Genomic DNA, 17,744 nt, shown 5'->3' with positions numbered 1-17,744 from the left:
GATCATACAGAGGCATGCTCTCCTTGAAAAACAAACCAAAAAAAGTCAGAACTTTGTGTTCTGACTTTTTGGTTTATTTTTTCACTTGGATACCTTTTCGTTCAACACTAAATTGTCGTACATCTGTATCTGTAAAGGTTTCTTTTAAACGTTGCTCCAGCTCTTTTAATTTCGGATAAGGTGCTAAAATCAATACCGTTGATCCTGCACCGCTTAAAAAGGTAGCGTAAGCTCCATTTTTTTTGGCTAGACTCCGAATTTGAGATAGATGAGGCACCAACTCTTTACGGTAATTTTCATGCCACAAATCATTTCCCATCATCTCTCCTGCTAAATTCAAATCATTCGCTAGGACTGCTGCAATCATTACATTGCTGATAGAACTGGCTTGTACAGCTTGCGTATAAGCTAGTGTTTTCGGCAACACATCTCGACTTTCTTTTGTTAATAATTCATCGGTTGGAATAACCGCCAAGATACCCGTATCTGGGAAAGTGTGTTTTACTGCATAAACAGAATCTTGAATTTTGCTAGCTACTACAAAATCACCCAGAATAGCAGGCGCAGCATTATCTGGATGCCCTTCTAAATTAGAAGCCAGAGTCACTTTATCCATATCAATTAGCTGTAAGTCAGCTAATTGGTTAGCCATTTCAATACCTGCAATAATCGCTGCTGAGCTGCTTCCTAATCCGCGTGTTGCAGGAATCTCACTTTCCATCCATAACTCTCTAGGCGTAAGCGTTGGAACTAGCGATAAGGCCGTTTGGATAATGAGATTTGTTTCATCGTTTGGTATACTTTCTCCGAGTTGATGGTGAATGATCCAATTGTCCGTTTCAGTTCCTATTTCCAATGTTAAATAGAGATTTAATGCTAACCCACATGAATCAAAACCCGGACCCAAGTTTGACGTTGTTCCTGGTACAATTATTTTCATAATTTTCCAACACCTGCTTGTAAATGTTTTTTCATGTCTTCTAAGTCGTCCATTTTTGAAATAGGAATTTCCGTCACTTCAAGAGCAGTATCTGGGTCTTTCAGTCCGTTTCCAGTAAACACACAGACAACCGTTTCGCCTTTAGTTATGGCTCCGCTTTTGATATCCTTAATCACTCCCGCTAATGAAGCTGCAGATCCTGGTTCAATAAATACTCCATCCATTGCAGCAACTTTACGGTAAGCATTAATGATCTCATCATCAGTCACAGAATCAATTTTCCCCTTAGACTCGTCTCGAGCGTTCTCTGCTAATTCCCAGCTAGCAGGATTACCAATTCTGATAGCTGTTGCAATTGTTTCAGGGCTTTCAATCACTTTTCCTTGCACAATAGCCGCGGCGCCTTCTGCTTCATATCCATGCATCCTTGGCAATCCCGTTTGATTTAGTTCATTCCATTCTTTAAATCCTTTCCAGTAGGCAGTAATATTTCCAGCATTACCAACCGGTATAGCTAACACATCCGGTGCTTTTCCAAGATCTTCACATACTTCAAAAGCTGCTGTTTTTTGTCCTTCAATACGATAAGGATTAACCGAATTAACTAATGTAACAGCTTCTGTTTCAGCCAATTTCCGAACAGCTTTCAATGCTTGGTCAAAATTGCCTTGGATTGAAATAATGTCTGCGCCATACATGACTGCTTGAGCCAATTTACCTAAAGCAATTTTACCATCTGGAATGACGATATACGCTTTTAAACCAGCTCGTGTAGCGTATGCTGCTGCTGCAGCGCTGGTATTCCCAGTAGATGCACAAATGATGGCTTTCGCACCCTCTTCTTTTGCTTTTGCTACGGCCATAACCATTCCACGATCTTTAAATGAACCAGTAGGATTCAACCCTTCGTATTTTCCATACAACTCAATCCCGAGTTCTTTAGAGAGATTCGTTAGTGGGATAAGAGGTGTATTTCCTTCATAAAGAGAAATCATGGGCGTTTTATCTGTAACAGGCAGTAGTTCTTTATATTTTTCAAGTAAACCTTGATACATTATTTCCCCTCCATTACTTTAAAACAAACAAGGAGATTCATATCCTTAGAATCTTTGAGTGCTTTTAAAATTTCTTTTTGTTGAGCTTTATTTATTTCATGTGTCACAATCACTACTTTTGCCGTTTCACTTGAATGTGGTTGCTGAATAATTTGGTCAAAACCGCTATCGCATTGGCTGAACACTTTTGCTAACGCTAAAAATTGTCCAGTTTTATCTTGCATCTCAATAGCAATATAGTATTTATTTCTTACTTCACTGTCTTGCGCAAGACTTGTTTCATGCTGGTAAGAACTAAAGACGTTCCCACTCGTGCCTAACTGAATATTCTTCGCAACTGTAATTAAATCACTGACAATACTATTTGCAGTGGGCAACTCTCCTGCACCGGGGCCATAATACATCGTTTCTCCTACCGCTGCACCAACAACAAAAACAGCGTTGTTTTCATTTTGAACACTTGCCAATGGATGTTTAGCTGGTACAAGGACTGGCCCGACATCCACACTTATATTTTCTTCGATTTGAATTGCTGAACCAATCAATTTGATTTTATAGCCTAATTTTTCAGCCATTTGAATGTCTTCTTGTTGTAAATCTCGAATTCCTTTTGTTTCAATTTGATCTAATTCGACATTCATACCAAAAGCTAAACGCGTCAATATAACCATTTTACGTGCAGCATCTATTCCATCAACATCATTTGTTGGATCGCTTTCTGCAAAACCTAATTCTTGAGCTTCTTTTAGAGCTGCTTCATACGTTTTTCCTTCACTCGTCATTTTTGACAAAATAAAATTCGTTGTTCCATTAACAATTCCAAAAACTTTTTGGATATCATCTGAAGCTAGACTATCTACTATCGTACGTAAAATTGGAATTCCACCAGCAACACTAGCTTCATAATATAAATCACACTGATTTTCTTTTGCTAATGCCACCAATTCATTTCCGTGCAACGCAATCAGATCTTTATTGGCTGTGACAACATGCTTTCCAGCTTTCAACGCTTTTTTAATGTAGTTTTTTGCTTCATCGATACTTCCCATAACTTCTACTACAATATCTATTTCTGGGTCATTTATAATCTCATCGACATCCAAAGTCAACTCAATGCCCTCAGCAATTGCGCCTCGTTTTTTATCAATATCGCGCACTAAAACTTTTTTTACTCTTAAAGAAACACCGGTCACTTGATTTAATTTTGGTTCATGATGTTTCAATATACGCAACACACCACTTCCAACCGTTCCAAAACCTAAGATCCCTATTTGCAAATGGTTTTTCATTGTATATCTCCTTTTCCAACTAAATTATTTCCTGTTAATATGAGGTTTAAGCAATCTCTATCTCACTTTTTTCTAATTATACATATTTCTAGTATAACGAATATCAAAAAAAATACTAGCTCGAAAACAAATAAAAAAAAGACATACAAAAAAATTCTTGAAAGAACTTTTTTGTATATCTTTAACAGGCTATTTTAATCTTGAAGTAATTCAAATATTTCCATAGCAACTAAGTCTACATCATCAAATTGATAAACTTGCTGAGTAGAAGTTTCTAATAATTCAAATGTTTCAGATTTTGCATCATACGTAATAACACAACGTTCGTTTCCTTCTTTTTCAAATCGACGAACTTGAACTTCACTTTCTGTATCTTCTAGCATAGCTTCCAATCGGCGAATAATTCCTACTAATTGTGAAGTTGTCATAGTTTCGTGCCCCTTTCAAACTTAACTCAGTAATCATTCTACCAGAATTTTATATAAAAGACATTAAACTCACTCTATTTTCATAAAAAAAATAATCTTTGCACAAAAAATGTCGAATCTTTAATAGAACTTATGTTAATATAATTGAAATACATTATCACAAGGGGGTGCCAAATTAATGAATCCATTACAAGAACGTTTTAACGATCAAATCTATAAAATCGAAGTTTCAGATATCCGTAAATTCGATGAACGTGTGTCGCCAATAGAAGGCATGCTTAAATTGACTTTAGGAGCACCAGACTTCAATACACCCGATCACATTAAAGAAGCCGCTATAGAAGCTATTAATAATAATGAGTCCCATTATACAGGTATGGCTGGTGCTATTCAGCTACGAGGGGCAGCTTCTGAGTTTCTTAAAAAGAAATATTCTCTTTCTTACGATCCTATAAATGAAATTTTAGTAACCATTGGTGCTACTGAAGCCATCTCCGCTTCTTTATTAGCTATTTTAAACCCAGGTGATAAAATATTGGTACCTTCCCCAATATTTCCTGGCTATGAACCCTTGATTACTTTAAGCCAAGCAACACCTATTTTTATAGACACGAGCGTAAATGGTTTTGTCTTAACTCCTCAGATGATTGAGGATACAATGATCGAACATGGCAGCTCTGTAAAAGCCATTATTTTAAATTATCCAACTAATCCAACAGGTGTAACTTACACGCGTGAAGAAGTCAAAGCTCTAGCTGAAGTCCTGAAAAAACACGGTTTATTTGTTATAAGCGATGAAATATATAGCGAGTTAACTTACGACAATGAGCATGTCTCTATCGCCGAGTACTTAAGAGAACAAACGATTCTCATTAATGGTCTTTCAAAGTCACATGCAATGACCGGTTGGAGAATCGGGTTTATCTTTGCACCAAAAGAACTTACTGCACAAATTATTAAAGTACACCAATATTTAGTTACATGTGCCACTTCAATTTCTCAAAAAGCTGCTTTAGCTGCTTTAACTGTTGGAATAGATGATGCTCTTCCTATGAAAAAAGAATATCAGAAGAGAAGAGATTACCTTTATGAAGAATTGATTCAATTAGGATTTGAAGTAGCACGTCCTAATGGTGCTTTTTATCTTTTTGCAAAAATTCCGAAAGAGTACATCCAAAATAGCATGGATTTTTGTGTGGATTTAGCTGAAAAAAATAAGCTAGCTTTAATCCCAGGTTCAGCTTTTGGAGATGCAGGTGAAGGTTATATCCGTCTAAGCTATGCTGCCAGCATGGAAAACTTAGTAGAAGCTGTTAAGCGATTGAAGAGCTATACACTCTCTCATTCTAAAACTGTATAGATTTTCACAAAAAAACGCTTCGTCAAATGGTGATGCTAGAAAAAATAAAATTTCTTCTGGAATCGACGATTTTTCTTGTAGAGAGCCACAGAAACGTCTGAATCCTGTAACCAATTTAACTAAGCTATCCACACTAAAAAGTATAAAGCAAAAAAAAGTACACCAGTCCATAAGCAATCGATGCTTAGGACTGGTGTATTTTTTTATTTCTCTTTTCATACTTTTTATTGGCGTTTTCCTTCTGTCCACCATAACTTAATAATCGCTTGTGTTCCATCATTTTCAAAGCCTTTTAGCGCTAAATCTTCATATAATTGTTTAGCTAAACGTGTAGAAGGCAAATCTAAATTCATCTTTTCAGACTCATCCAATGCAATTTTCAAATCTTTGATAAAGTGTTTTACAAAAAAACCAGCTGTGTAATCTTCTTTAAGAATTCTTGGTCCGTAATTTGATAATGACCAATTTTGTGCGCTTCCTCCTCCAACTGTATCCAATACTTTTTCAAGGTCTAAATCTGCAGCATTAGCATACGCTAAAAGTTCTGCCATTCCCATCATTGTGCCAGCAATCATAATCTGGTTCGCCATTTTTGTATGCTGTCCACTACCCGCTCCACCTTGTAAATTTACTTTAGCAGAAAATACGTTAAAAATAGGTCTTACTTTTTCATACGTTCTTTCTTCCCCACCAACCATAATGGTCAACGTCCCATTCTTAGCGCCTAGATCTCCTCCAGATACGGGAGCGTCTAGAACTTCAATTCCTCGTTCTTTACCTTCTTGATACACTTTTTGAGCTAATGTAGGTGTACTCGTTGTCATATCCACTAAAATATGATTTTGGGTTGCTGTTGTAAAAATTCCGTTTTCACCAAAATAAGTTTGTTCTACATCTTGCGGATACCCAACAATTGTAAAAACAATTTCACTCTTAGCCGTTACCTCAGCTGGTGAATCAGCCCATTTAGCTCCTAATTGAATCAATTCATCCGTTTTACTTTTGGTGCGGTTATGCACTGTTACAGCATAATCAGCTGCTAATAAGTGTTTGACAATGGAAGAACCCATAACCCCAGTTCCAATAAATCCGATAGTTTTTGTCATTTGCATCCTCTCCCTTAGCTTAATTTAATTCTAGTATATCAGTTCTAATAAGAAGAACGCAGTCATTTTGATGAATGATTACAAAAAAAGCACAAGAATCCATTAGATTCTTGTGCTTAATTGTCTTTATTTAGTGTACGCTTCAACAAGTGTTATAACTTCATCAGCAGTGTCACAATCATTGATTGCTTTATCAGCTAACTCAGCCATTTGTTTTGTATCTAGACGTTTCATTAGACTACGTGTTTTAAGAATACTTGAAGCACTCATAGAAAACTCGTCTAGTCCTAAGCCTACAAGAAGTGGCACTGCAGTTTGATCTCCAGCCATTTCTCCACACATACCAGTCCATTTTCCTTCTTTATGAGAAGCATCAATAACATTTTTGATTAAACGTAAAATTGATGGGTTATATGGTTGGTACAGATAAGAAACGCGTTCGTTCATACGGTCAGCAGCCATAGTGTATTGAATCAAATCATTTGTACCAATACTGAAGAAATCAACTTCTTTAGCAAATTTATCTGCAATAATAGCAGCTGCAGGAATTTCAATCATGATACCAACTTCGATATCATTTGAAACATCTACGCCTTCACTTACTAATTTAGCTTTTTCTTCCATAAGCATCTCTTTAGCTTGACGGAATTCTTGCAAAGTCGCAATCATTGGGAACATAATACGTAATTGTCCAAAAACAGACGCACGTAGTAATGCACGCAATTGCGTTCTAAACATGTCCGGTTGTGCTAAACAAATACGAATGGCACGGTACCCTAGGAAAGGATTCATTTCGTGTGGCAATGTTAGGTAAGGCAATTCTTTATCGCCACCAATGTCCATGGTACGGACAACAACAGCTTTACCTTCCATACCTTCTAAAACTTCTTTATAGGCTTCAAACTGAGCTTCTTCTGTAGGAAAATCAGGTGAATCCATATAAAGGAATTCTGTACGGTATAATCCAACAGCTTCTCCACCGTTACTTTTTACACCCACTAAATCTTTTGGAGTTCCAATATTTGCAGCTAGTTCAATGTGCTTTCCATCTGCAGTTATTGTTGGTTCATCTTTTAATTTATCCCACTCAGCTTTTTGATCAGCAAAAGCTTTAGCTTTTGTTTCGTAAGTTGCAACATCTGTTGATTCAGGGTGGACGATTACATCGCCTTCTAAACCATCAATGATGATAAGATCTCCTTCTTTAACAAAAGAAGTGATTTCTTTCGTTCCTACAATTGCAGGAATTTCTAACGAACGAGCCATAATAGCTGAATGTGAAGTACGTCCACCAATGTCTGTAACAAAGGCTTTAACAAATTGACGGTTTAATTGAGCCGTATCACTTGGTGTTAAGTCATGTGCAACTACAATTACTTCTTCATCAATCATTGAAGGATTAGGAAGTTTGACACCTAACAAATGGCTCAATACACGTTTAGTAACATCTTTGATATCGGCTGCACGTTCTTGCATATAAGGATTGTCTTCCATGCCTTCAAACATACCAATAAACATATCTGTTACTTCTTTTAAACCGCTTTCTGCGTTGATCTTGTTGTCGACGATTGAGCTTTCGATACTCCCGATTAATTCTGGATCAGAAAGAACCATTAAATGAGCATCAAAAACTTGGGCTTCTTCTTCACCTAAAGATTCTGCTGCTTTAGACCGAATGATCTCAAGTTCTTTTGATGCTTCGTTTAATGCCGATTTTAAGCGGTCAATTTCTGAATCAGAGTTCTCAACTGTAATTTTGTTGAAAGTTAAATCGGGTTCAGTTAGTAAGTAAGCTTTTGCTACTGCAATACCGTCACTTGCTGCGATCCCTTTTAATTTTTCAACCATTATTCAGCTAAGCCTTCTTTCTTCATAGTTTCTTCGATTCCTGAAAGAGCTTCAGCTTCATCTGAACCATCAGCAGAGATAGTTACTTCAGCGCCTTGACCAACACCTAAAGACATAACACCCATGATTGATTTTAAGTTTACTGATTTACCCTTGTATTCTAAGTTGATATCTGAGCTATATTTGCTTGCTGTTTGTACTAATAATGTTGCTGGACGTGCATGGATACCTGTTTCAGCTACTACATGAAATTCGCGTTTTTCCATAATTAAAAATCCCCTTTAATAAATATTATTTTTGAGAACTACATCCAGTTTTAACTGTCAATAACATTTCTTTTCAGTAAAACAATTGATACAGCCCTTACAATTTACTAGAATACCATTTTTTGCTCATTTAAACAACTATTATTTCCTAATTTTGCTTTGCTGCTCTTTAGTTTGACCTATACCGATAAATGATAACTCCATTATGTAGAGCTTCTCCAATAATCTGGTCTTTTTTTTCATGATTGATCCAAATTTCACGAAAAATCATAAAATCATTTTTTTCAATTTTTATATCGTCGACTTGACCTTGAACTAATTGGTCCATCATCATTTGCAGTTCTTCCTTTGTCATTTTAAAAACATCCTTGCTTTATTTTTTTTCTTGAATATTAATAGTCTAATGGAAAATACTAAACATTTATAGTGTAAATTACTTGAAAGCAAAAAAAAGTCGGTGTATAATACTAATCATGAAAGGTCAGTAATGGTCAATTTTTTGATCTTTTGTTTTCCTAACTAACCGATTATATGAAAGGTTGTGCTAAAATGTTATGTCAAAATTGTAACCAACGTGAAGCAACTATCCATTTGTATACCAATATGAATGGCCAAAAAGGTCAATTAGATGTTTGTCAAAATTGCTACCAATTGATTAAAGACGCACAAAATCGTGGAGAAATTAGAAACAGCCGCACACCACAAGACCCATTTGGTTTTGGTAACTTAGATCAATTTTTCCGTTCAATGCAACATGCACAAAACAATAATTTCCAACAAAATAATCCTGACGCCCCTCCGACTCAAAACGGTTCTGGAGGACAACCACCTATTAATAAGATACCTGGTCTTTTAGGTGAATATGGAACAAATTTAACTGAAGCTGCTCGATCAGGTGCTATTGATCCCGTTATAGGACGTGACAAGGAAATTGAACGCGTAATTGAAATTTTAAACCGCCGTACTAAAAATAATCCTGTCTTAACTGGAGAACCCGGTGTTGGTAAAACAGCTGTTGTAGAAGGCTTAGCACAAAAAATTATTGACGGTGATGTTCCTCAAAAATTATTAGGTAAAGAAGTTATTCGTCTAGATGTCGCTTCATTAGTTCAAGGAACTGGTATTCGTGGACAATTCGAGGAGCGGATGCAACAATTAATGGATGAATTGAAGAAAAATCCACAAATTATTTTATTTATTGACGAAGTTCATGAAATTGTTGGAGCCGGAAGCGCAGAAGGAAGTATGGATGCTGGAAATATGCTTAAACCCGCTCTTGCACGTGGTGAATTGCAAATGGTTGGAGCAACTACTTTAAGAGAATATCGTACAATTGAAAAAGACGCTGCATTAGAACGTCGTATGCAACCTGTACGCGTAAGCGAACCGTCTATTGAAGAGACGATCACCATTCTTAAAGGACTGCAAAAAAAATACGAAGATTATCATCACGTTCATTATACAAACGAAGCAATTACAAGCGCCGTAAATCTTTCTAATCGTTATATTCAGGATCGGTTTTTACCAGATAAAGCAATCGATTTACTAGATGAATCAGGTTCTAAAAAGAACTTAACGATACAAGTTGTTGATCCTAAACAACTAGAAGATAAAATCGCAGAAGCTGCTCAACAAAAACAATTAGCTTTACAGCAAGAAGATTATGAAAAAGCTGCTTTTTATCGTGATCAGGCTAAAAAATTCTCTACTATGCGTGATCAGCAAAAACCAGATTCAGATGAACCTACTGTAACCGAACAAGATATGATTGAAATCATTGAAATGAAAACAAATATTCCAGTAGGCGAATTAAAAGAAAAGGAACAAGAACAATTGCGTAATCTAGGAGAAGATTTAAAGAAACACGTTATTGGACAAGATGAAGCAATTGAAAAAGTTTCTAGAGCAATACGCAGAAATCGAATAGGATTTAATAGTAAAAATCGCCCAATCGGTTCTTTCCTTTTTGTTGGACCTACAGGAGTCGGAAAAACTGAATTAGCTAAACAATTAGCGCTAGAACTTTTCGGTAGTAAAGAAGCTTATATCCGTTTTGATATGAGTGAATATATGGAGAAGCATAGTGTCTCTAAATTGATTGGTTCTCCTCCAGGATACGTTGGCTATGATGAAGCAGGTCAATTGACTGAAAAGGTTCGTCATAATCCTTATAGTCTCATTTTATTAGATGAAATCGAGAAAGCTCATCCAGATGTTTTGCATATGTTCTTACAGATTTTAGACGATGGCAGATTGACCGATGCTCAAGGACGTACGGTGAGCTTCAAAGATACCATCATCATTATGACAAGTAACGCGGGTACCGGTAATGTAGAAGCAAGTGTCGGTTTTGGTGCTGCCACTTCTGGTACTCAAAAATCGGTTTTAAATCATTTAACGGATTACTTCAAACCCGAGTTTATTAACCGGTTTGATGGCATCGTCGAATTTAACTCACTTACAAAAGAAAACTTACTGTATATTGTAGATTTATTGATAGCAGATGTGAATGATATGCTCGAACATCAAGGTATATCCATAGAAGTTGATCAGTCTGCTAAAGAAAAATTAGTCGAATTAGGCTATGATCCAAAACTAGGTGCTCGTCCCTTACGTCGTGTCATTCAAGAACAAATTGAAGACCGTATTGCTGATTTTTATCTTGATTACCCTTCTGTGAAAGAATTAGTAGCAAAAACAGATCAAGATAAGAATCTAATTGTAGAAGCAAAAGAAACTGCTTTAGCAGAATCTGCTGTTGAAGAAATTGAGAAACCAGATACTGAAATTTAATCCTAAACTAAAAAATGATTCTGCACCTAGGAAATGGTGTTGATAGAAGAAAATAAAATTTCTTCTGGAATAAACGGGTTTGCTTGTGGAGAGCCATGAAATCGCCTGAAGCCTAAAGTTCATAGTCTTCAGACTTTCAAGCCTTAAACAAAGCGTAACCGCTAACGCACCAACGCTTTGTAATTCGCATTGAATTCTTTGAATGGCTACAAGCAAACCCTATTCCTCCAAAAACTTTCGTGTCCTTAATTTAACCAAGCTATCAACTCTAAAAAGTATAGAGCTGAAAAAATGAGAAGAGCTCACAATCAAGTAATCAAATCTTGATCGTGAGCTCTTTTTATTTATTTTATCCTATAATGATTTTTTCAGTCGGGTAATGATAATTTTTATCTGCTTTATGTTTAGGAACCAACAGCATCAACATATATAACATTCCTATTCTTCCGATAAACATTAACACAATAATAATCAATTTGCCTACTACTGTAAGAGTAGGTGTTATCCCTAATGACAATCCGGTTGTTCCAAACGCCGAAGTCACCTCTACAATGAGCGTGATCAGATCATGTGATTCACTAACACTTAACACCATGATACTAAATAGACACAAAATCATAGACAAAATAAAGACCGTAATGGATTTTTGCACATCGTCTCGTTCAATGCGACGCTTAAATAACGAAACTTGATCATGACCTCTAATAAAAGAAATTAAGTAAACCATCACAATTGCTAACGTAGTGGTTCGTATTCCCCCACCTACAGAACTAGGACTTGCTCCAATGAACATCAAAATAGAAAACAGCAACAAGCTTCCTTCACTAAAATTGCCTAACGATGTAGTCATAAGACCTGCATTTCTAGTAGTTACCGAATAAAAGAAAGAATAAAAAGCACTTTCTGTAAACGACATGCCTTTAAAAAATTGATTGTATTCTAACAACCAAATACAAAGCGCTCCACCGAATAATAAAATAAAAAAGGAAAAGACTGTAATTTTAGTAAATAAAGAAAAACGAAAAGGCAATGTTTTTTTCATTTTATGATACTGTAAAAAATCTTTTATTTCTAATAATACCGGAAAACCGATTCCACCTACGATGATTAACAGCATAATAATGAATTGAACAAAATAATCATCATGAAATGGAATCAGTACTTTCCCTGTAAGGTCTACACCGACATTTGCAACTGCTGAAAAACTCGTGAAAAATCCTTGGAATAAAACTTCTTTTAGTGGCCAGTTTGAAAAAAGGAAAAAATAAGTACTTAAAATCAATCCACCAATAAACTCAAATCCTAAAATAATAAGCACTGTGTTGCGTATTAATCGAACTGTTCCACTCAGCCTAGGTTGATTCATATCTGTCATGATAAGTTGTCGCTGTTTCAAAGAAACCTTTTTTCTTCTAATGAGCATAAAGGAAGTCGAAACCATCATTACCCCTAAACTTCCTAACATAAATAAAAATTGCATAAGAATCACACCGGCAATATTATAAGTTTCTCCTAAATTAATTGTAGTTAGTCCTGTTACGCTAATAGTACTAACAGCTGTAAAAATCAAATCAATAAAAGAAAGTTCCATCCCCGGATTTCTAAATATAGGTAATGCTAAAAGGATACTAGCAGCTATGACGACAATGAAATAATACAGTACAATCAATTGAATGGAAGAAAATTGATTAGACAAACGAGTTATATATTTATAAATATTCAAAAACTAGCCTCCTTATGAAGTATCAATGTTATCTTTTCTCAATTAGTGCTATTTAAGAGTTAAAATGTTTTGAATTGTTGTGCTTTTAATTATATAATATTTGTAACCTAACCGGTATAGAAGAGGTGGAAGATTATGAAACTAATAGACGTTACAAATAATCATTCTGAACTAGTAATGGAACAACTAGAAAATACTGATGCTAATTTTGTGAAAGTTTTTTCTCTAGGTCCGACTACTGTCATTTATTCAGGTGCTCCAACGCATAAAGATGTTCTTTTATTAAACAAAGTACGCAATATAAAAAATGCGGAAATTAGCTTTGCGTTAGAAAATATACTTGAAACAACATTAGATAATGTTGAAATCTTACACGCACCACATATTGTTGAACTATCTATTCCTGTTTACGAATAATCTTTTTTGTTTATGACCATTAAAGCTACAGTTCAACTTTAATGGTTACTACCTTTTATTTCAAGCACTCTTTAAGGGTATTTATCATTTTCACAATAAAAAAAACAAACCGTTCTAAGTTAAAACAGAATGGCTTGTTTTTTTATTGTTTATAGTAATGATGTTAACTCAACATCCGGATATTTATCTGCAAACCAACGAAGCGCAAATTGATTTTCAAATAAGAACAATGGATTGCCAAAACGGTCACGCACCAATAAATTACGGCTGGAAGACATATTCTCATCCAAATCTTCTGGTTTGATCCAACGCGCAATTTTATTCCCCATTGGTGACATAATAATTTCAGAATTGTATTCATTTAACATTCGGTATTGAAAAACTTCAAATTGCAATTGTCCAACTGCTCCAACAATATAATCTTCCGTATGGAATGTTTTGTACAATTGAATAGCTCCTTCTTGAACCAATTGTTGTACACCTTTATGGAATGATTTTTGTTTCATAACATTTTTAGCTTGAACTTTCATGAACATTTCTGGAGTAAATTGAGGAAGTTTTTCATATTCTACATTTAATTTACCTTCAAAAATCGTATCCCCTATTTGGAAATTCCCAGTATCATAAAGTCCAATAATATCCCCTGCTACAGCGTGTTGCACAACTTCACGTGTTTCGGCCATAAACTGGGTTGAATTTGATAGTTTCATTTTTTTATTTGTTCTCGCTAAAGTAACATCAATTCCACGATCAAAAATCCCTGAACAAATACGCACAAAAGCAATTCGATCTCGATGGGCAGGATTCATATTAGCTTGGATTTTAAATATAAAACCAGAAAATTCATTTGTCGTCGGTTCAATTTTTTCACCATCCGTTGCAGTATGAGCTGTTGGACTTGGCGCAAAATTAATAAACGTATTTAAGAATGTTTCTACTCCAAAATTGGTCAATGCTGATCCAAAGAATACAGGTGTTAATTTTCCAGCAGCAATTTTTTCTTCGGAAAATTCATTACCTGCTTCATTCAACAATTCAATGTCCTCTAAAGCTTGAGTATATAAACTAGAATCTTTAAGTGGATGATCACCTTCGATTTCTCCATCTTTATTCAATTTGATGACTTTTTGTCCATTTAAACCATTAATTTCAGGACGATGCACTTCAATTGTCTTGTTATAGTTATCATAAAGACCTAAAAGACCTTTTCCCATACCGATAGGCCAATTCATTGGATAAGAATCAATCTCCAATACTTCTTCCAATTCTTCTAATAAATCAAGTGGTTCTCTTCCATCACGGTCCAATTTATTGATGAATGTGAAAATTGGAATGCCACGCATACGACAAACTTTAAATAGTTTTTTTGTTTGAGGCTCAATACCTTTTGCACTGTCAATAACCATCACTGCACTATCAACGGCCATCAATGTACGATACGTATCTTCAGAAAAGTCCTCGTGTCCTGGTGTATCTAAAATATTGATTCTTTTGTCTTTATAATCAAACTGCATCACAGAGCTGGTTACAGAAATCCCACGTTGCTTTTCTATTTCCATCCAATCTGATTTAGCAAATTTCCCAGATTTTTTCCCTTTGACCGTACCAGCTTGACGAATTGCTCCACCAAATAACAATAATTGTTCTGTGATGGTCGTTTTACCTGCATCCGGATGGGAAATAATTGCAAATGTTTTTCGTGACTCTACTTCATCTTTCAAATAGCTTTCCATTCATTATCCCTCATTTAAGTCTTTTTATTTAGTCTAATTCAATCTTTGATTACATTCTTAGGTAATACGAATACCTTATCCTGGCAGTCTGTCTCATTAACTCAATTATTATAGCATATTTAGTATTGTATTTTATACCCTATTCCTTTTTAAATTAATTTTAGTCTTAGTTCACTTTTGTTTGTTCTACTGAATTATTATTTTATAAACTGCTTAAATCAAATGAATCTTATGGTAAGCATAAGGATACTTTACGTACCATATGGATGTATTCAAATGTAGCTTACGGTACTTAAACATACTTTGCGTGCCATATGGATATACTCAAATGCAAAATATGGTACTCAAGCATACTTTGCCTACTATATGGATGTACTCAAATGTAGCTTACGGTACTTAAACACACTTTGCTTGCCATATGGATGTATTCAAATGTAGCTTATGGTACTTAAACATACTTTGCCTGCTATATGGGTATACTCAAATGTAGCTTATGGTACTCAGACACCCTTTACGTGCCATATGGATGTACTCAAATTCAGCTTACGGTACTCAAACACTTTATGCCTACCATATGGATATAATCAAATACAACTTACTGTACTTAAACACCCTTTGCCTACCATATAGGTGCAATCAAATACAGAATATGGTACTCAAGCATACAGTAATCCCTACAGATAAACCAAACTAAACTAAAATTTATGGGTATCAACATCATTTTAGCTTATTAAATCCATATTCTCCAACATACCCATCAACAGACCAGATATTTACATTTGCTACTTCTGCTTCTTGCTCTGCTTCTTCAAGTTCATTCAAATAAAGCTCATCTCCATTTTCATACCCTACACGTGCTAGTCCTTTTTCAACCATCACTTCTTGTATCAGTTCTCCATCTGCGTAAAGATAAGCCAATACACGATCATAGGCATCTAATTTTTCATGAGAAGGATCATATTCTATCGATAATTTTTTTCCTTCTAAATAATTCGTTAAAAAATCTTTTGCTTCTTTACCATATGGCTGTGCAGAACCCGTTTTTGTCGTGCTACTTTCTGGAGTGTCAATCAGCAATAACCGCAACTTTTTTTCTTCACCATCTTCAGCAAAGACGATTGTATCTCCGTCAATTGTTCTTACCAATTCAATAGCTGTTTGATTCTCTGCTACTGTACTAGGTGTTTCTTGCTGTTGGTCAATAACAAATGATCCTGTAAAGAAAAGAATAAGCGCAATAATACCAGAAATGATTTTCTTGTTTATTTTCATAGTTGAACCTCCAAATTAAATGCTTATAAAAAGGGTCTGAGATTATCTGTCTCAGACCCTTACCTATTTTATTATGAATCTTTTCAACTATCAAGCTTCAAAGATTTTGCTGTTTTTATACATCAATTTATATGTTCGATTATTTAGCTAATTGGTCTTCTTGATCACAAGCTGCTTGAGCTAAGATGTTCAAGTAGTTCCAAGGACGGTCAAAATAAGGTTGGAAGAAGAAATCTACATAAGCAAGATCTTCAATCGTCATTTTATTTTGAATAGCTAATGAAAGTGTGTTAGCAGAAGCTGTTACATCATATTTAGACATAATTTGTCCACCAACGATGCGGTTTGTTCCTACTTCATAAACTAATTTCATGAAAACTTCTTCAGTAGTCGGCATAAATTCTGGACGGTAGTTGTCTTTAACGAAAACTGCACGAACATCTAGGCCAAAGTGTGCAGCACTATTAACGTTTACACCAGTTGAACCAATGTTATAGCCAAACAAGTACAAACCTGAAGTTGATTGTGTTCCTCTATATCTCACTTTAGGTTCAATAATATTCTTACCTACTAAAGTTCCCATACGAACAGCGTTAGTTGCTAAAGGAATGTAAGCTGATCCGCCATTTGGATTGTAATGAACTGCACAACTGTCTCCAGCTGCATAAATATCTTTATCACTTGTTCTCATATAATCATCAACAAGGATTGCGCCATTTGGCATCATGTCAACTTTACCTTTTAATAATTCATTGTTTGGACGGAATCCAACGCATAAAATAACTAAGTCTGCTTCGTATTCGCCTTTTGGAGTAGTTACAGATTTAACTTCGCCGTTTTCGTCAGCGTTGAAAGAAGTTACAGCTTGGTTCAATGCAAGTTTAATTCCACGTTCTTCTAAAGTACTTTCCAATACATCCGTAAATTCTGGATCTAAGTATTTGTTAAGAATACGGTCTAATCCATCAATTAAAGTTACTTGTTTACCTGATTGTTCAAATGCTTCTACTAATTCAATACCAATGTAGCCTCCACCAACAATAACTACTTTTTTAGCGGTTTGGTTTTGTTTGATGACTTCTTCTGCTTGATTGTAATTTTTACATAATAAAACATTTTTAGTTTCGATACCAGGAATTGGAGGTGTAATAGGCCAAGATCCAGTTGTGTTTACTAATTTGTCATATGTTTCTTCAAATACTTCTCCAGTATTCATGTTTTCTACTGTTACTTTTTTAGCTTGCGTATCAATACTTTTAACGTTGTGTTCCATTTTAACATTTGCACCCATTTGAGTTAATTCCTCAGGGTTTGAGTAGAACAAGCCTGCTGGATCTTTTACAACTCCACCAACATACATTGCAATTCCACAAGATAAGAACGAAACATTGTCATTTCTTTCAAAAATAGATACTTCCACAGATGGGTTTTCTTTTAAGATTGTTTTAACAGCTGAGGTACCAGCATGTGTACATCCAATAACGACTACTTTCATTATTTGTATCCTCCTATAA

Annotated in this window: 15 protein-coding genes; 3 read left to right on the top strand and 12 right to left on the bottom strand. The window is 35.2% G+C overall.

The window, feature by feature from the left end; genetic code table 11:
• Positions 1 to 73 precede the first annotated feature (73 nt).
• The 4 genes from thrB to BLT48_RS12750 form a co-directional block, all read right to left on the bottom strand.
• Positions 74 to 940, bottom strand: coding sequence for a homoserine kinase (gene thrB / locus BLT48_RS12765; RefSeq protein ID WP_035022142.1), 867 nt, complete (start codon positions 938 to 940; stop codon positions 74 to 76).
• Positions 937 to 1,995, bottom strand: coding sequence for a threonine synthase (gene thrC, locus BLT48_RS12760; protein ID WP_035022139.1), 1,059 nt, complete (start codon positions 1,993 to 1,995; stop codon positions 937 to 939). The genes thrB and thrC overlap by 4 nt, the downstream gene beginning before the upstream one ends.
• Positions 1,995 to 3,284 carry a homoserine dehydrogenase gene (locus BLT48_RS12755; protein ID WP_035022136.1) on the bottom strand — a complete coding sequence of 430 codons (1,290 nt, stop codon included), beginning with the start codon at positions 3,282 to 3,284 and terminating at the stop codon, positions 1,995 to 1,997. The genes thrC and BLT48_RS12755 overlap by 1 nt, the downstream gene beginning before the upstream one ends.
• 194 nt (positions 3,285 to 3,478) lie before the next feature.
• Positions 3,479 to 3,712 carry a YkuJ family protein gene (locus tag BLT48_RS12750; RefSeq protein WP_035022133.1) on the bottom strand — a complete coding sequence of 78 codons (234 nt, stop codon included), beginning with the start codon at positions 3,710 to 3,712 and terminating at the stop codon, positions 3,479 to 3,481.
• A gap of 178 nt (positions 3,713 to 3,890) precedes the next feature.
• Between BLT48_RS12750 and BLT48_RS12745 the strand changes: the two genes are divergently transcribed.
• Positions 3,891 to 5,072, top strand: coding sequence for a pyridoxal phosphate-dependent aminotransferase (locus BLT48_RS12745; protein ID WP_035022130.1), 1,182 nt, complete (start codon positions 3,891 to 3,893; stop codon positions 5,070 to 5,072).
• A 224-nt stretch (positions 5,073 to 5,296) separates the two neighbouring features.
• Here BLT48_RS12745 and BLT48_RS12740 read toward each other — a convergent pair whose 3' ends face one another.
• From BLT48_RS12740 to ykzS, 4 genes are all read right to left on the bottom strand, one after another.
• Positions 5,297 to 6,178, bottom strand: coding sequence for an NAD(P)-dependent oxidoreductase (locus BLT48_RS12740; protein ID WP_089978452.1), 882 nt, complete (start codon positions 6,176 to 6,178; stop codon positions 5,297 to 5,299).
• Positions 6,179 to 6,304: 126 nt separating this feature from the next.
• Positions 6,305 to 8,026, bottom strand: coding sequence for a phosphoenolpyruvate--protein phosphotransferase (gene ptsP, locus BLT48_RS12735; protein ID WP_089978451.1), 1,722 nt, complete (start codon positions 8,024 to 8,026; stop codon positions 6,305 to 6,307).
• A complete protein-coding gene (locus BLT48_RS12730; protein WP_035022122.1) occupies positions 8,026 to 8,292 on the bottom strand; it encodes a phosphocarrier protein HPr in 267 nt (88 codons plus the stop codon). Before BLT48_RS12730 ends, ptsP begins: the two co-directional genes overlap by 1 nt.
• A gap of 169 nt (positions 8,293 to 8,461) precedes the next feature.
• A complete protein-coding gene (ykzS, locus tag BLT48_RS12725) occupies positions 8,462 to 8,647 on the bottom strand; it encodes a protein YkzS (protein ID WP_035022119.1) in 186 nt (61 codons plus the stop codon).
• Positions 8,648 to 8,841: 194 nt separating this feature from the next.
• On the opposite strand from ykzS, the gene BLT48_RS12720 reads away from it, so the two are divergent.
• Positions 8,842 to 11,085, top strand: coding sequence for an ATP-dependent Clp protease ATP-binding subunit (locus tag BLT48_RS12720; RefSeq protein WP_089978448.1), 2,244 nt, complete (start codon positions 8,842 to 8,844; stop codon positions 11,083 to 11,085).
• A 349-nt stretch (positions 11,086 to 11,434) separates the two neighbouring features.
• Here the strand turns inward: BLT48_RS12720 and BLT48_RS12715 are convergent, their stop codons facing one another.
• Positions 11,435 to 12,808: a TrkH family potassium uptake protein gene (locus BLT48_RS12715; RefSeq protein WP_089978447.1), complete on the bottom strand. Its 1,374-nt coding sequence runs from the start codon at positions 12,806 to 12,808 to the stop codon at positions 11,435 to 11,437.
• Positions 12,809 to 12,943: 135 nt separating this feature from the next.
• Between BLT48_RS12715 and BLT48_RS12710 the strand changes: the two genes are divergently transcribed.
• A complete protein-coding gene (locus BLT48_RS12710; RefSeq protein ID WP_089978444.1) occupies positions 12,944 to 13,225 on the top strand; it encodes a DUF1827 family protein in 282 nt (93 codons plus the stop codon).
• Positions 13,226 to 13,374: 149 nt separating this feature from the next.
• Here BLT48_RS12710 and BLT48_RS12705 read toward each other — a convergent pair whose 3' ends face one another.
• The 3 genes from BLT48_RS12705 to BLT48_RS12695 all read right to left on the bottom strand — a co-directional run bounded on the left by BLT48_RS12705 (position 13,375) and on the right by BLT48_RS12695 (position 17,725).
• Complete coding sequence (locus tag BLT48_RS12705; RefSeq protein ID WP_035022112.1) at positions 13,375 to 14,958, bottom strand: peptide chain release factor 3; 1,584 nt, start codon at positions 14,956 to 14,958, stop codon at positions 13,375 to 13,377.
• A 717-nt stretch (positions 14,959 to 15,675) separates the two neighbouring features.
• Complete coding sequence (locus BLT48_RS12700) at positions 15,676 to 16,230, bottom strand: thermonuclease family protein (RefSeq protein ID WP_089978443.1); 555 nt, start codon at positions 16,228 to 16,230, stop codon at positions 15,676 to 15,678.
• A 139-nt stretch (positions 16,231 to 16,369) separates the two neighbouring features.
• Positions 16,370 to 17,725 (bottom strand): FAD-dependent oxidoreductase, encoded by a 1,356-nt coding sequence (locus tag BLT48_RS12695; RefSeq protein WP_035022109.1) that lies wholly within the window; start codon positions 17,723 to 17,725, stop codon positions 16,370 to 16,372.
• Positions 17,726 to 17,744: the final 19 nt, after the last annotated feature.

It is taken from the genome of Carnobacterium viridans (genome assembly GCF_900102725.1).
Lineage (GTDB): Bacteria > Bacillota > Bacilli > Lactobacillales > Carnobacteriaceae > Carnobacterium_B > Carnobacterium_B viridans.
The sequence above is the reverse complement of the archived record's forward strand: the minus strand, read 5'-3'. Positions and strand labels throughout refer to the sequence as shown.